The sequence below is a fragment of the Sulfitobacter rhodophyticola genome, assembly GCF_041281685.2.
In the GTDB taxonomy this organism is placed as follows: domain Bacteria; phylum Pseudomonadota; class Alphaproteobacteria; order Rhodobacterales; family Rhodobacteraceae; genus Sulfitobacter.
Window position 1 is genome coordinate 556,241 of the sequence record NZ_CP166251.2, and the last position, 15,506, is coordinate 571,746.

Below are 15,506 nucleotides of genomic sequence, written 5' to 3' on the forward strand. Positions count from 1 at the left end.
GCACCAGAGGGACCAGCGCGATCAGCCGGTTTTGGCGAAGGGAATGTGCGGTGTCTGTCCAAAGGCACGATCAAACCAGGCGCGTGACTGCGCGGCACTGATCCCGGCACGTGCAGCGACCCGCGATTGCGCGTCCTTCTCGAACGCCCAGAGCCCGACGCTGATCCTGTCGCGGCCTTCGCCTTGCGCGCCAAGTACCTCGGGTGAACTGCCGATCATGCGGTAGATCCGGACCATGCGCGCATCGAAGACACCCACGAAATGCTCCACCCCAAAGCCCTGCATGATCTCCCCGCCGCCCAGCATCAAGGCCGCCGCCACATACGGGCCAGCGCCTTGCGTCAGGCAAAACCGCGTGCATTCCCAGATCATCGGGCTGCACACCGGACCTTGCAACAGGTGGTCGAAGTGATCGTTGACCATCACAGGCCCCGTGGTGGGCAGAAACCGCATGGAGCCTCCGTGCCCCCCCTCAGGGGTCTCCCAGATCACGTAAAGCGGGTTTTGGGCATCGTATTCATCCCGCTCTTCGCCCTGCGCGTCCACCTCCACTTCCCATCCCAGTCGCGTCTTGAACTGGTCCGCACGGTCGCGAAACATCGCATGTGCGAGGGTGGGATGACGGTGCAACTGGTCGGCGTAAAGGTAGCGCAGCATGTGATAAGGTCTCCGGCTGGGGTGAAGTCCCCCGTAGCCAGACACGAACACTTCTAAGAACAACCGAACATAACGCGCGCTGCTTGCCCAAAGTTGGCAACACCGCGCAGATCCGCGAAAACGCAGGGGGGCATTCGGGAAATTGATGAGGCACAGGACGAGGCGGCATGTTCAGACCACGATCAGACCTTGTGACAGCGCACGGGCAACCGCATGGGTTGTATTGAGCGCACCCAGTTTGAAACGGGCGGATTCAATATAGACCCGCAATGTATGCTCGGAAATGGACAGCTCATTTGCTACCTGCGCGCGACTGTAGCCAATCGCCAGATAGGTCATCGCATCAACTTCTCGCGGGGACAGCGCCTGTGCCGTTTTCTGCGCGCGGTGTGGATCAAGTTCCAGCGCCTTTTCATTCATCAGATGCGCGAAAAGGATCATGTCACGACGGTGCGTTTCAATGAATTGGGCCCATGTGTCGTCACCACAGGTATGATTGGCCGTGAACAGCGCAAACTGACCGTTTGGTCCCCGCACCGGCACCGAATACCCCTGCGTGCCGATCCCATGCGCCGCTGCATCCTCGGCAAAGGCGCGCACGGCACGCGATGACCAGTCCAGCTGTTTCCATTCAACCGGGTGAAACCTTTGGAAACAACCGCTTATGACGGGATCAATGCGCAGGTATTCCTGCGCCATATACCTTTCCTGCCACGCAAGGGAATAGGTCCCGCATCCCGCCTGATCGCCTTTGCTGTCCACCCAGTGATAGGCGATATGTTCGATATTGTAATGGACCTGCAAACTCTCCGTCACCGTCTGCAGTCCTGCAAGCGCGTCAGCTTGCTCCAAAGCCTCCAGGATAGACTCCAGTTGATTTATCTCCGCCATCTGTCTGCCTCTGCATCCTCTCTTGCTGAGAGGAGATTTCTGTCAGCGCGATCAGTGACGCATCATCAAGGTGCTCGGCCAACTCGGGCAGGCCATTTGACAAGGCATAGTTCTTCAGGTCGGACAGAACGTCCAGGATCCACTCACTGCGCATTAGCAGCCTCACTTTCAAATGGTTAACGACTGGTTAACACAACCTTAGCATGTGTTGATTAGTGCCATAAATTCACCGCTTTTCACTCCCCCGAAATGGGGAAGGCAGGATTTATAAGGTGCTGATTTCTATGGATGGTGGAATTTGGCAAACAAAATGCCGCGAACCCTGTGCTGATTCGCGGCATCTTGAACGCACATTCTGTGCCCGGGAAGGTTAATTCCGGGCGGCTAACGCGTCTTCCAGCGTCCGCAAACCGGTCGTCGGGGCCTGGACAAGCACCGACATGTTGCCGGGTTTATGTTCGTTGCGCAGCATCTTCATGTGCGCTTCGGGCAGGTCGGCCCAGCTGAAGACTTCGGACATGCAGGGGTCCAGACGCCGTTCAAGCATCAGCTTGTTGGCAGCAGCGGCCTGCTTGAGGTGGGCAAAGTGGCTGCCCTGCAAGCGCTTCTGGTGCATCCACATGTAACGCACGTCGAAGGTGCAGTTGAAACCGGTCGTGCCCGCACAGATCACGACCATCCCGCCCTTTTTCACGACGAAGCTGGACACCGGAAACGTCGTCTCGCCCGGGTGTTCAAACACCATGTCCACGTTCACACCCTTGCCGGTGACATCCCATATCGCCTTGCCGAACTTCCGAGTCTCTTTGAACCACTCGGCGTATTCGGGGGTGTTCACCGTGGGCAATTGCCCCCAGCAGTTGAAGTCCTTGCGGTTCAGCACGCCCTTGGCACCCAGATCCATCACGAACTGCCGTTTGCTTTCGTCAGAGATCACACCGATCGCGTTGGCACCCGCCGTATTGATCAACTGGATCGCATAGGAACCCAAACCGCCCGACGCGCCCCAGACCAGTACGTTCTGGCCGGGCTTGAGGTCATGCGGTTCATGGCCGAACAGCATCCTGTAAGCGGTGGCGAGCGTCAGTGTATAGCACGCTGCCTCTTCCCACGTCAGGTGCTTGGGACGCGGCATCAACTGTTGTGACTGCACGCGGGTGAACTGGCTGAACGATCCGTCCGGTGTCTCATATCCCCAGATCCGCTGGGAGGGCGAATACATCGGATCGCCGCCGTTGCATTCCTCATCATCGCCGTCGTCCTGGTTGCAGTGAATGACCACTTCGTCACCCACTTTCCAGCGGGTCACACGATCACCGACTGCCCAAACGATCCCTGCGGCATCCGAGCCTGCAATGTGGTAGGGCTGCTTGTGGCCATCAAAGGGGCTGATGGGCTGCCCAAGGGCCGCCCAGACGCCGTTATAGTTTACGCCTGCCGCCATCACGAGGACCAGCACGTCCTGGCTGTCAAGCTCTGGCACTTCAACGACTTCCTGCAACATCGCGCTGTCCGGGTTGCCATGGCGTTCGCGGCGGATGGCCCAGGCGTACATCTGCTTTGGGACATGACCCATCGGGGGCATTTCGCCCACCTCATAGAGGTCCTTTTCGGGTGCGTCGTACTGCGCGATGGTCGTGTCGAGTGCCATGCGGGCCTCCTATCAACTTGATCTCTTGCCGTGTGCCGCGATGCAGAATCAGATCGCCTGACCTCAAATATGGGGCGACACGAAATAAAGCAACACCACAAGGGTCAGTTTTGTAACTTTATGACCCCGCAGGTGCAGAAAGTTGCTTTGCATCCGCAGCATTCGCAGGATTGTTACCCTGCGTCAAAAAGTGCGCGATGGAATTGGCATAAAATTGTACTGCTTTCTCCTGCCCCTCCATGACGTGCCATGCGCCATCGCGCTCCTCGATCAGGCCATGCTGCCGCATGTGGCGACAGGCGCGGGCGACCTCCTTTGCCATTGCATCGGTATCAATGGCGACATTACCCTCCGGCATTTGCGCCAGAAGATCCGACAGCGCCGCTTCCAGACCAGGTCCCGTAAGCGGGCCATCACGTTTCAGTGCCGTGGCGACCAGTGGCACACCCAGAATGGGCATCACCGCTTCGATCCGCGACATCAACTCCATCGACAGTTGATCCACATCTTCGACCTTGCCGTAGGCACGCATGCTGACAGGTTCCCCGAACGCCACGGCGGCCGTCCCAAAACGGGTATCTGTCCCGCGCAGCCGCTGCCAGAACTTGCGCAGTATGAACGCGACGACAACGGATATGCGCGCGCCAAAACGCCGGTCACCGCGCGCGTGCGCCGCCATCAACACGCGGTCTTCAAGCACCCTGTCGTAATTGATCGCAACAGGGACAAAAACGATGTCGCGTTCACCTTCGGGGTCGAACCCATCCACCAGATAGCTGAGCAATCCGACTTTGGGCGGCTGCAACTGCCCTGTCAGGCTCAACCCGCCTTCAGGGTAAAACGCCTGGGTGTCGCCACCATTCGTCGCCATCTGCACATACCGCGACAACACCTTCCGATAAAGCGCCCCGCGCGACCGGCGTCTGATGAAATACGCCCCCCACAGCCGGATCAACGAGGACAGCGGCCAAACCCGCGCCCATTCACCCACCGCATAGCTGAGGGTCGATGTCTTGGACGCGAGGTACGTCACAAGCACGTAATCCATATTGCTGCGGTGGTTCATCACGAATACAGCCGTGGAATCCGACGGGATGGATGCAAAAACGGCATCGTTCTGCCTGCCAGTCCGTATGCGATATACTGCTTCAGCCAGAACCTTCGCCACCCGCATGGCAAAGCTGAAATAGGCGAAAGCTGAGAAACTTGGCACGATCTCCCGCGCGTATTCAGCGGCTTTCTGAAAGGCGACGTTTTCGGGCACGCCGTGTTCGCGGGCGTAATTGGCAATTTCTGCCGACACCTCCGGATCATAGATCAGGCGCTGCACCATGTCATACCGCTGGGTCAGCTTGAATGGCTGGATGGGGCGTTTGAGCCGGGTGTTCAACTTCTCCACCGCGCGTTCGAACCGGCGGCGAAAGAACCAGCGCACCGAGGGCAGCAGGAAATGGCTTAGCGCCGTCACTGCGGCAAACAGCACGATCAGGATAAAAAGCCACAGCGGCAGTTGAACGGTCTGCGTCATGACGCGCACCCTTGCAGTGCTGTGGCGCAAGGACAATATCAAAGTGAGGACATGGCAAAAGGACGCAAGATTTGCACCACGACATTTCGCTGGGGTTCTCTGACGCGGAGCGGCCGCGCGTCGCGGCACTCTATTGGGAGGCATTTGCCGCGAAACTGCGTATCGTCATGGGGCCGCCCGAGCGTGCCATCGCCTTTCTAACGAAAAACATGCACCCCGACTTCGCCCTCGTTGCGCGCGACCCGGCGGGACGGATCGCCGGGTTGGCGGGTTTCAAAACCAGCAAAGGCGCGCTCACCGAAGGATCGTTGCGCAGTTTGGCAGCACATTATGGATTGCTGTCGGTGCTTTGGCGGGCACCTCTATTGGCACTGGTGGAACGGGAACTGGCCCCCGACGTCTTGCTTATGGATGGCATCTGTGTGGATCAGGCGGCGCGGGGAACGGGCCTTGGCACCGCCTTGCTGGACGCTGTGAAAGACACCGCTCGCACACAGGGTCTGACAGCGGTGCGGCTGGATGTCATCGATACCAACCCACGGGCGCGGGCGCTTTACGAACGGCAGGGGTTTGTCCCGGTCGGAACACAGACAATGGGGCCGTTGACGTACATCTTCGGCTTTGCCAGCAGTACGACAATGCTTTGTGATCTTGCATGACGCAAGGATGGCGTAAAGATCGCGCAATCCAGCGCCTATGCCGCGCCGCAGCGAATTGACACTGGTATAATCTTTCGCCTAAAAACGCCCAAGCGCAATATTGTTACGTAAACGATTCACGGAGAGCCTGATGCCCCAGCCGAACAAAGACCGCCCCTGGTTGATCCGGACCTATGCGGGCCACTCCACCGCTGCGGCGTCGAATGCGCTTTATCGATCGAACCTTGCCAAGGGCCAGACGGGGCTGTCCGTGGCCTTCGATCTGCCGACGCAAACGGGATACGACAGCGATCACGTCCTTGCGCGAGGCGAAGTTGGCAAGGTCGGTGTGCCGGTCAGCCATCTGGGCGACATGCGGATGCTGTTCAAGGACATTCCGCTGGATCAGATGAACACCTCCATGACGATCAACGCCACAGCACCTTGGCTGCTGTCCCTCTATATTGCCGTTGCTGAAGAACAGGGCGCGGATGTCAGCGCGCTTCAGGGCACGGTGCAGAACGATCTGATCAAGGAATACCTCAGCCGGGGCACGTATATCTGCCCCCCTGCCCCATCGCTCAAGATGATCGCGGATGTGGCGGAGTATTGTTATACCTCCGTGCCCAAATGGAACCCGATGAACGTCTGTTCCTACCACCTGCAGGAAGCCGGTGCGACACCGGAGCAGGAGTTGGCATTTGCGCTGGCCACCGCAACGGCGGTGCTGGATCAATTGAAGCCCCGCGTTGATCCGGCGGATTTTCCTGCCTTGGTGGGCCGTATCTCCTTCTTCGTGAACGCAGGTATCCGGTTTGTCACCGAGATGTGCAAGATGCGCGCGTTCGTCGACCTTTGGGATGAAATTTGCGCCGAACGCTATGGCGTGGAAGACCCGAAATATCGGCGCTTCCGCTATGGCGTGCAGGTCAATTCGCTGGGTCTGACCGAACAGCAGCCGGAAAACAACGTCTACCGCATCCTGATCGAAATGCTGGCGGTGACCCTGTCGAAGAAAGCCCGCGCCCGCGCGGTGCAATTGCCCGCGTGGAACGAAGCACTTGGCCTGCCGCGCCCCTGGGATCAGCAGTGGTCGATGCGGATGCAGCAGATCCTGGCGTATGAAACGGATTTGCTGGAATTCGACGATCTTTTTGACGGCAATCCGGCGGTCGATGCGAAGGTTGAGGAGTTGAAAGAAGGCGCGCGCGCCGAATTGGCACTGCTTGATGGCATGGGCGGGGCGATTGACGCCATCGACTATATGAAAGGCCGTCTGGTCGAAAGCAATTCGGACCGTCTTGGCCGGATCGAAGCGGGCGAAACCGTGGTGGTCGGCGTGAACAAATGGCAGCAGGGGGAACCCTCGCCGCTGATGACCGGCGATGGCGGTATCATGGTGGTCGACCCGGCCGTCGAGGCAGAACAGATCGACCGTCTGAACGCATGGCGCGCGGAGCGGAACGAAGGCGACGTGAAAGCCGCACTCGCCGATTTGCGCGCGGCGGCGGCAGAAGGACGCAATGTCATGCCAGCCTCCATCGTGGCGGCGAAAGTAGGGGTAACCACCGGGGAATGGGCCGCCCAGATGCGCGCGGTGCATGGGGAATACCGGGGCCCCACCGGCGTTGGCAAAGGCCAGTCCAACAAGACCGAAGGTCTGGATGACTTGCGCAACGCCGTTGACGCGGTCAGCGACAAACTGGGCCGCCGATTGAAATTCCTTGTGGGCAAGCCCGGCCTTGACGGTCATTCCAACGGGGCTGAACAGATTGCCGTGCGCGCACGGGATTGCGGCATGGACATCGCTTATGAAGGCATCCGGCTGACCCCGGCCGAGATTGTCGAGGCCGCGCGCCGCGACGCAGCGCACGTGGTTGGCCTTTCAATCCTTTCAGGTTCCCATATCCCGTTGGTGGAGGATTTGATCGCCCAGATGCGGGATGAGGGTCTGGGCCATATCCCGGTCATTGTCGGCGGCATTATCCCCGACGATGATGCGGCGCGATTGAAGGCAATGGGCGTCGCGCGGGTCTATACCCCCAAGGATTTTGAGTTGAATACAATTATGCAGGATATTGTCACGCTCGCCGATCCCGCTGCGGTTGCGGCGGAATAAAACCAATCGAAATTTCGATATTTAACATCGAAAGGTTTTGATGTAGAGCCGATTAATAGCTTCCTATAAGGAGACCCTGTTTTGGCTCAAGATCTGAAAACAATGTCCGCAAAAGAGCTTGAAAAGCTTTTAACGGAAGTAAAGAAGGCCCTGCAAAACGCGCAAGCCCGCGATCGGCGCAAGGCCCGCAAGGCGGCAGAGCGTGCGGCGGCTGAATTTGGCTTTTCTCTTGACGACTTATCCGAAGACGCGCCCAAGCAGCGCCGAAAATCCAAGAAGGCCGTAGTGAAGTCAAAACCGAAATTCGCCAATCCAGCCGATAAGAAAATGACTTGGACTGGAAAAGGCCGTCAGCCGAATTGGTATCGCGCTGCGGTTGAAAAGGGTGTTTCGCCTGACGATATGAAAATCTGAATTGGCTTGGTAAATTCAATTCGGAATTGAATTAGCGAGAAACCTACATCTTGCCAATTCTGCTTGCCCTGATCCCCTGCGACGGGCAGATTTGCCCAAACCGTAGCGGAGGACACCATGACAGTTCATATCGGCGCGAAACCCGGTGAGATTGCCGAGACCGTTCTCATGCCCGGAGATCCATACCGCGCCGGATGGGCCGCAGAGACATTTCTGGAAGACGCCAAGCTGGTCAACGAAGTGCGTGGCATGCTCGGATTTACCGGAACATGGCGGGGTCATCGCGTCACGATCCAGGGGTCCGGCATGGGGATGCCATCACTGTCGATCTACGCCAACGAATTGATGGCGGAATACGGTGCACAGACGCTGATCCGCATCGGTTCCTGTGGCGGCATGCAGAAACATGTCGGTATCCGCGATGTGATCATCGCCATGACGGCGACCACGATTACCTCCCCGTCGTCCGGCATTTTCAGGGAAATGAACTTTGCCCCCTGTGCCGATTGGGCTTTGCTCAAGGCTGCAGTTCAGGCGGCGGAAGCCAAGGGAACCAAAACCCATGTCGGCGGCATCTATTCCTCTGACGTCTTTTATGCCGAACGCCCCGATCTGGACGAACAGATGGTCCGCCACGGTATTCTGGGCGTCGAAATGGAAGCGGCGGAGCTGTATACCCTTGCCGCGCGCCATGGTCGCCGTGCGCTGGCGGTGCTGACGGTCTCGGACCATCTGCAAACCGGCGAGGCGTTGCCTTCAGAAGACCGCGAGCGCAGCTTCGGCGATATGGTTGAGATCGCCCTGCAAGCAGCGTTCCCCGACGCCTAGCGCCCGTGCGTCCTGTCGTAGCCGTTGGCAGCGGGTGGCGACCACCCCTGCAAAGCGCCGTCAGCAGGCTTGAACACCTCCACCAGCAGCGGATGACAGGCAGCGACATCTGACGAATGTTCGGACGAACAATCCCCGCCGGGACAGGCACTGAGCGCGCCCAGCAGATCGACCTCGGCGAAGAATTCGATGTAATCGCCGGGGCGCACCGGGCTGGCCTTCATGAAATACTGGCCCGTGTCGCGGGTGAACCCGGTGCACATGAAGACATTCAGCACGTCGTGGATGTGCGGCTCCGCCTCTGCAAGGGAAACACCCAGATAATCCGCCAGTGCGCGTGTCAGGTTGGAATGGCAGCAGTGATGATACTGCCCGCCTTTCAGCAGATTATGGGTATAGGGATCACAGCGGGTACCGATCACGTCATGCACGGACCCGCCGAAGCGGTCTATCCCGTACCATCCCAAGGTATCATGGGTGATGGTTGCCAGCGGGCGCAGGTGCGGGAAGGCCGACCACATCTGCTGCCCAGTGGTGACGTGCGTGCCATGCAGCGCGCGGGTTTTGCCGGTGTAGAAACGCTCGCTCAGGTCACCCGCATGCCAAAGGTTCAGGTCCCCCACCTGCGGCCCTTCAACGGAGGTGATGCGAAAGAAATGTCCCGCGGGGGCATTGAACGTCGCGGCATCACGCGGGGCCACCATGACTTCATCCACCTTCGTCAGGCCGTCCCGCGCCTTGGTATAGATCGCCATCTGTGGCTGCGGCAGGCTCTCCACAGGATAGCAGATCACAGGCGGCACGTCCCGGCGGGCGTCGGCGTCTGTCGGAGGTGTGGTCATCGTATGCTCCTTTACCGGGCAAAGTGGCGGAGCATCCGCGCGCTGTAAAGCGGATCAGAGCTTGCCCTTGCCGCCCTGCCCAGACATGCAGCGATCCGGTTTACCGGTGCTGCGAAACGCCTCCGCCCCGCAGGTTACGCAATTGTACTTGATCAGTGTGCCCTTGCTGCCCGAACGGTCTTCGCGCCAGCGGCACGCCCGCGTAGCGGCATTTTTGCGGGCGTAGATGGCAACGACCACCACAGCGATGATGAAGGCAATCAGAAGAGGCATGGCACCACGCCCCGCCGCATCTGCAAATCGCAGGGCGGCGGGGTTGTCAGGCTCAGACGGTCCGCTCGACCATCAGTTTCTTGATCTTGGCAATCGCCTCTGCCGGGTTCAGCCCCTTGGGGCAGGTCTTGGCGCAGTTCATGATCGTGTGACAACGATAAAGCTTGAACGGGTCTTCCAACTCATCCAGCCGCTCTCCGGTTGCTTCATCACGTGAATCGATGATCCAGCGATAGGCATGCAGCAAGGCCGCCGGCCCGAGATACCGGTCACCGTTCCACCAATAGCTGGGGCAGGACGTCGAACAGCAGGCGCACATGATGCACTCATAAAGCCCGTCAAGCTTCTCGCGATCCTCGGTGGACTGCTTCCACTCCTTCGCGGGTGCGGGTGTTTCCGTCTCCAGCCACGGCTGGATGCTGGCGTGCTGCGCATAAAAGTGGGTCAGATCCGGGATCAGGTCCTTGATCACGGGCATGTGCGGCAGCGGATAGATCTTCACCGCGCCCTTCACTTCTTCCACGCCGTAGGTACAGGCCAGCGTGTTGATCCCGTCGATGTTCATGGCGCAGGAGCCGCAGATGCCCTCCCGGCAGGACCGGCGGAACGTCAGCGTCGGATCAATCTCGTTCTTGATCTTGATTAGGCCGTCCAGGATCATCGGGCCGCAGGTGTCCATGTCGACAAAATAGGTGTCGATGGACGGGTTTTTGCCGTCGTCGGGATTCCAGCGATAGATCTGGAATTCCTTGACGTTGGTCGCGCCCTCGGGCTTCGGCCATGTCTTGCCCCGCGTCATGCGAGAATTCTTGGGGAGCGTCAGCTGTACCATTTCGCGTCTCCTGTCTTGGTGGCGCTGTGCCACCGGTCCCATTTACCGCCCCCGGCTGAGGGGCTTTGTTTCCTGCGCTTAGCCCTTGCGGGTAAAAAGCGTATTTCCATCGGCTTCCAACGTCACGTCAAAGCCCAAATTCAGTATCTTGCCCACAAGATCGACGTCCCAGTCGTCCTTGTGCACGGTCTCTATCAGCATTGCATCAGGCAACCAGCCGCCAGCATCCAGAAGCGGGTCAAGGGCGGCAACCTCGGCCCCTTCCACGTCGATCTTGAGGAGGGAGAATTCGTGGTCTGCGGCCTCTTCAATAAAATCGGTCAAACGACGGATCGGCACCAGCGTCCCGCCGTCCCGAACCTGCTGACGGATCGGCATCAGCGATGCTTGCCCGAAATTGCGTGACCGGAAGTTCAGCACCCCTTCGCCCGGCTCCGCGCCCAGCGCGCAGCCTTCGACACGGATCACGTCGCCCAGATCGTTCAGACTGATGTTGTGGCCCAAACGCCCGATCATCGCCGGGTTCGGCTCAAAGGCGACCACGCGGCTGCCGCGGCCCGCCGCCATGCCCAGCGGCACTGCGAAGGCACCGCAATTCGCCCCAATATCCAGCACAAAGACATTGCGCCCTTCCACCAGATCAACCAGCGCCATCAGCGATGCCATCTCCGGCGGTTGGCCATCCAGCCAGATGCGCCGGTCAGTGTAGTTGTCACGCGGATCGACATAGAGCCGCACACCAGCAAACTCGACCACCTCGGGCGGCAGGATCGGCACCAGCTTCTGCCGCGTGGGCTTGTCCGCATCCTGAAACACCGCGCGCAGCGCGGCGGCGTTGACTTGCGGATCAATCGGCGTCTGGTGGGAAACTGCGACCGCGTTCATCGCTCAAGTGATCCCGCTTTGAAGCGCGTTGGTCTGAAGGCACTGCACTGTCTCCGACCGTGACAGAACATTGCGCACGGTCGTGACGGTGGTTTCCTCAACGCCGATAACCGCTGCGCGCGCATATTCGCGGATTTCCACAGCGGTTGAATTGTCGATGATGCAATCGGTAAACGGCGTGATCAGTTCCTTGGGCACTTGCGGGAAACGGGTGGCCAGCGTTTCGGCCACCACGCCCTTGGCGCCCTGCCGCGCGGTATTGTCCACGGCCTGCTGTACCTCGACACAGCCCGTGAGCATCAACGCACCACAAATCAAAGCCGCAAACCGCATCGCGTCAGTAGACCCGTGCCTTGGGCGCGATCTTTTTCAGGTCGATCCCGCCTTCGTTATGGCTGGTCAGCGGCTTGAGGTGAACACCCCGGAAGCCCAGAGACGCCTCGTTCCCCTTGAACCAGATCAGGCTGTGCTTGCGCCAGTTCTTATCATCGCGGTCGGGGTAATCTTCATGCGCATGCGCACCCCGGCTTTCCTTGCGCGCCGCCGCCGCCGTAATCGTGGCCACCGCGTTGGGCATCAGGTTGGTCAGTTCCAGCGTTTCCATCAGGTCGGAATTCCACACCAGTGAGGTGTCGGTGACGCTGAGATCATCCAGCTTGCCCGCCACATCGACCATCTTCTCCCGGCCTTCTTCCAGTGTCTTGTCGGTGCGGAAGACAGCGGCATCAGCCTGCATGGTCTGCTGCATCTCAAGGCGTAGCTCGGCGGTGGGCACGTGACCCTTGGCATAGCGCAATCCGTCGAACCGGCTGAACGCCGCCTCGACCGACCGCTTGCTGGGCGTGGGCACGGGGGCTTCGGCGTCCACAACGTCCTTCGCACGGATCGCGGCAGCACGGCCAAAGACCACCAGATCAATCAGGGAGTTGGACCCCAGACGGTTCGCCCCGTGCACGGAGGCACAACCCGCCTCCCCCACGGCCATCAGACCGGGTGAGACATTATCGGGGTTGTCTTTCGTCGGTGCCAGCACCTCTCCCCAGTAATTCGTCGGAATGCCGCCCATGTTGTAGTGCACCGTCGGCAGCACTGGGATCGGCTCCTTCGTAAGGTCCACACCCGCAAAGATACGCGCAGATTCAGAGATACCCGGCAGGCGCAGGTCCAGCGTTTCGGGTGGCAGGTGGTTGAGGTGCAGGTGGATGTGATCCCCCTTCTCCCCCACGCCGCGGCCTTCGCGGATTTCCATCGTCATGCAGCGTGAAACAACATCGCGGCTGGCAAGGTCCTTGTAGGTCGGCGCATAGCGCTCCATGAACCGCTCGCCTTCGGAGTTGGTCAGGTACCCACCTTCGCCCCGTGCGCCTTCGGTGATCAGGCAGCCCGCGCCGTAAATCCCGGTGGGGTGGAATTGTACGAATTCCATGTCCTGCAAGGCTAGGCCCGCACGCGCTGTCATACCGCCGCCGTCGCCGGTGCAGGTATGCGCGGATGTGGCGGAGAAATACGCGCGCCCATAGCCGCCTGTCGCCAGAACGGTCATCTTTGCGCTGAACAGGTGCATCGTGCCATCGTCCAGCTTCCAGCACAGGACGCCCTGACACTCGCCGTCCTCCGACATGATCAGATCAATCGCGAAGTATTCGATAAAGAATTCGGCCTTCTGCTTCAGGCTCTGACCATAAAGCGTATGCAGGATCGCGTGCCCTGTCCGGTCGGCGGCGGCACATGTCCGCTGCACGGGTGGGCCTTCACCAAATTCGGTGGTGTGCCCGCCAAAGGGCCGCTGGTAAATCTTGCCCTCTTCTGTGCGCGAAAACGGCACGCCGTAGTGCTCAAGCTCATAGACCGCCTTGGGGGCCTCGCGCGCCAGATACTCCATCGCGTCTGTATCACCCAGCCAGTCGGAACCCTTGACCGTGTCATACATGTGCCACTGCCAATTGTCGGGGCCCATGTTGGACAGCGAAGCGGCAATGCCACCCTGCGCTGCCACTGTATGGGACCGCGTCGGGAACACCTTGGAGATGCACGCCGTGCGCAACCCCTGCTCTGCCATGCCCAATGTCGCGCGCAGTCCGGCACCGCCAGCGCCCACAACAACCACGTCATATTCGTGGGTTTCATACTCATATGCGGCCATAAATCAGTCTCCCCGTAGGAATGTAACGCGTTTCATAGTGCCAGCCGGGCGATGGCGAAAACGCCCACTGCCGCGGCACCATAGCTTAGACAGGTCATCAGGATGATCGCGACCTTATTGGCTGTGCCATGCACATAGTCCTCGATCAGTGTCTGCACACCGTCGTTGAAATGTTTGAAGGCCACCACAATCGTCAGTGCCGCGACAATCGCGGGCCACGGACGGCTGTAGTAGGCAAGGATTTCCTCATAGGTCCCGCCCAGCGCCGGACCAAAGGTAAAGACGAACAGCGGGATCAGGATCAGCAACGCGACGGAGCTGACCTTCATCGACCAGAAATGGGCGGTGCCTGTCTTTGCCGATCCCAGCCCAAGGGCCCGCTTGCGGTCTGTCAAATATGCCATATCAGCCCCCTCAGACGATCAATGCGGTCAGAATGGTCAACACGACCGACCCGCCGATGCAGGCCCATCCCAGCTTTTCCGCCGTAGGAATATCCATCGCGATGGCATTGTCCCAGATCAGATGCCGGATGCCCGCCAGCGTATGATACCAAAGCCCCAGCACCGACAGGAACATGATCAGATCACCAAACCAGCTGGTGACGAAGCCGTTCACGGCATTGAAATACTCCTCCGACGTTGCGGCAGCCAGAAACCACCAGACAATCAGCAGCGCCGCGATCAGCATCGCATTCCCGGTGATCCGTGTCAGGATCGATGTCATCGAGGTCAGTTGCGGGCGGTAGATCGTCAAGTGCGGTGACAGCGGGCGGTTGCCCCGATTCACATCGGCCATACTCAAGTGTCCTTTGGCTTTGCGTGGCTACGCGGGTCTTTGGTCAGTGCCATTGTTGACGTGATAAAGGTTTTTGCAGCCATGTCACGGGTTACCCCTGCTTCAAGGCGCGGTTTGTTGGCGCAGCTTGTCAGAAAATTCGGCGAATTGACAAGAAACCAACTATTTGTGATCACGTGTTTTTGTGTGTGATCACAAAATTAGGGTTGCGCCATCAGACTGATCTGTTTGGTCGTCTCCCGCTGCAATTTTCGCCTGATTTTGTCGGGGTAATCTTCAAAGCCGTTTGCAGTCACCACAAAGGCCCCTTCCCCCACGATCACGTTCTCGAAGAAATAGGCCGTCAGGTCCGTGTCGTCGGTTTCGATTGCCAATGCATTCACCACAATTCGCTCCGCCGCCAAGGCAGGCCCATTCAATCGCGGCTCCTGCCCCTCGTTCGACATGCCGTCGCCCGACACGTCGATCACCTTGCGCGTGCAAGGGACACCGTCCAGCAAGCGCTGCGACAGGTTCAGCGCCTCGCCAATCGCGGTCGAATAGTTGCGCCAGACCCGCGGGTCGGCTGCGATCCGATCCGCAAGTGCCGCCACATCCTCGGGCGTGTTCATTGTGGTCCATGGCACTGTCTGACGCTGGCGGGACGATCCAGACCACTGCACCAGCGTCACGCGCGCCTGCTGTCCAACAAAGGCTTCGGTCACGATGCCATCCCGCAACCCCGCCGCCAGACCGTCCATCTGGATGCGGTATTCCTCGTGGTCCACCGATCCCGACACGTCCACCGCCAGCACAAGCGCCAGATCACACGCCAATGCCCGGCACGGCAGGAGGCAAAAAAGGACGAGGCAAAGGCGCATGAACGCAACCTAGCGGTTGTACAGGACTTGCGCATCTCACTTTTGCGAGGCGCGCAGCCATATGCCTGCCAATGGCAACGCACACACAAGAAAGACGCGCCCTATGCCAGCCCGTTGTAGCAATTGCCGCACGCGTCCCCGGAACCC

17 protein-coding genes are annotated in these 15,506 nt (G+C 59.5%); 4 read left to right on the forward strand and 13 right to left on the reverse strand.

The features are described 5' to 3' along the window. Positions 1-21: 21 nt before the first annotated feature. The 4 genes from AB4X18_RS03720 to AB4X18_RS03735 form a co-directional block, all read right to left on the reverse strand. The gene (locus AB4X18_RS03720) at positions 22-657 is read right to left on the reverse strand and encodes an acyl-homoserine-lactone synthase (protein ID WP_432817101.1); all 636 of its coding nucleotides are present in this window, start codon (positions 655-657) and stop codon (positions 22-24) included. A 171-nt stretch (positions 658-828) separates the two neighbouring features. Next, entirely contained in the window at positions 829-1,548 is a 720-nt protein-coding gene (locus AB4X18_RS03725; protein WP_370402340.1) for a helix-turn-helix transcriptional regulator, read from the reverse strand. Between the two features lie 370 nt (positions 1,549-1,918). Beyond that, positions 1,919-3,199: a crotonyl-CoA carboxylase/reductase gene (gene ccrA / locus AB4X18_RS03730; protein ID WP_370402341.1), complete on the reverse strand. Its 1,281-nt coding sequence runs from the start codon at positions 3,197-3,199 to the stop codon at positions 1,919-1,921. Positions 3,200-3,317: 118 nt separating this feature from the next. Then, complete coding sequence (locus AB4X18_RS03735; RefSeq protein WP_370402342.1) at positions 3,318-4,727, reverse strand: 1-acyl-sn-glycerol-3-phosphate acyltransferase; 1,410 nt, start codon at positions 4,725-4,727, stop codon at positions 3,318-3,320. Positions 4,728-4,798: 71 nt separating this feature from the next. Between AB4X18_RS03735 and AB4X18_RS03740 the strand changes: the two genes are divergently transcribed. The 4 genes from AB4X18_RS03740 (at position 4,799) to deoD (ending at position 8,726) form a co-directional block, all read left to right on the forward strand. Then, complete coding sequence (locus tag AB4X18_RS03740; protein WP_370402343.1) at positions 4,799-5,386, forward strand: GNAT family N-acetyltransferase; 588 nt, start codon at positions 4,799-4,801, stop codon at positions 5,384-5,386. Between the two features lie 127 nt (positions 5,387-5,513). Continuing rightward, positions 5,514-7,484, forward strand: coding sequence for a methylmalonyl-CoA mutase family protein (locus AB4X18_RS03745; protein WP_432817406.1), 1,971 nt, complete (start codon positions 5,514-5,516; stop codon positions 7,482-7,484). 81 nt (positions 7,485-7,565) lie between these two features. Further along, positions 7,566-7,898 carry an H-NS family nucleoid-associated regulatory protein gene (locus AB4X18_RS03750; protein ID WP_370402344.1) on the forward strand — a complete coding sequence of 111 codons (333 nt, stop codon included), beginning with the start codon at positions 7,566-7,568 and terminating at the stop codon, positions 7,896-7,898. 117 nt (positions 7,899-8,015) lie between these two features. Next, positions 8,016-8,726, forward strand: a complete 711-nt coding sequence (deoD, locus tag AB4X18_RS03755) for a purine-nucleoside phosphorylase (RefSeq protein WP_370402345.1) — start codon at positions 8,016-8,018, stop codon at positions 8,724-8,726. Here the strand turns inward: deoD and AB4X18_RS03760 are convergent. The 9 genes from AB4X18_RS03760 to AB4X18_RS03800 all read right to left on the reverse strand — a co-directional run bounded on the left by AB4X18_RS03760 (position 8,723) and on the right by AB4X18_RS03800 (position 15,359). Then, positions 8,723-9,568, reverse strand: a complete 846-nt coding sequence (locus AB4X18_RS03760; RefSeq protein WP_370402346.1) for an urea carboxylase-associated family protein — start codon at positions 9,566-9,568, stop codon at positions 8,723-8,725. The two genes, deoD and AB4X18_RS03760, sit on opposite strands and share 4 nt — an antisense overlap. 54 nt (positions 9,569-9,622) lie before the next feature. Beyond that, entirely contained in the window at positions 9,623-9,841 is a 219-nt protein-coding gene (locus AB4X18_RS03765; RefSeq protein ID WP_370402347.1) for a hypothetical protein, read from the reverse strand. A gap of 52 nt (positions 9,842-9,893) precedes the next feature. Next, a complete protein-coding gene (locus tag AB4X18_RS03770; RefSeq protein WP_432817102.1) occupies positions 9,894-10,673 on the reverse strand; it encodes a succinate dehydrogenase iron-sulfur subunit in 780 nt (259 codons plus the stop codon). Positions 10,674-10,751: 78 nt separating this feature from the next. Next, entirely contained in the window at positions 10,752-11,558 is an 807-nt protein-coding gene (locus AB4X18_RS03775; protein WP_370402348.1) for an FkbM family methyltransferase, read from the reverse strand. Positions 11,559-11,561: 3 nt separating this feature from the next. Next, entirely contained in the window at positions 11,562-11,858 is a 297-nt protein-coding gene (locus AB4X18_RS03780) for a hypothetical protein (RefSeq protein WP_370402349.1), read from the reverse strand. A 37-nt stretch (positions 11,859-11,895) separates the two neighbouring features. Further along, the gene (gene sdhA, locus AB4X18_RS03785) at positions 11,896-13,701 is read right to left on the reverse strand and encodes a succinate dehydrogenase flavoprotein subunit (RefSeq protein WP_370402350.1); all 1,806 of its coding nucleotides are present in this window, start codon (positions 13,699-13,701) and stop codon (positions 11,896-11,898) included. Positions 13,702-13,733: 32 nt separating this feature from the next. Continuing rightward, positions 13,734-14,105, reverse strand: a complete 372-nt coding sequence (sdhD, locus tag AB4X18_RS03790; RefSeq protein WP_370402351.1) for a succinate dehydrogenase, hydrophobic membrane anchor protein — start codon at positions 14,103-14,105, stop codon at positions 13,734-13,736. 10 nt (positions 14,106-14,115) lie between these two features. Continuing rightward, complete coding sequence (sdhC, locus tag AB4X18_RS03795) at positions 14,116-14,499, reverse strand: succinate dehydrogenase, cytochrome b556 subunit (protein WP_370402352.1); 384 nt, start codon at positions 14,497-14,499, stop codon at positions 14,116-14,118. Between the two features lie 200 nt (positions 14,500-14,699). After that, positions 14,700-15,359 (reverse strand): DUF1194 domain-containing protein, encoded by a 660-nt coding sequence (locus AB4X18_RS03800; RefSeq protein WP_370402353.1) that lies wholly within the window; start codon positions 15,357-15,359, stop codon positions 14,700-14,702. Between the last annotated feature and the right edge of the window lie 147 nt (positions 15,360-15,506).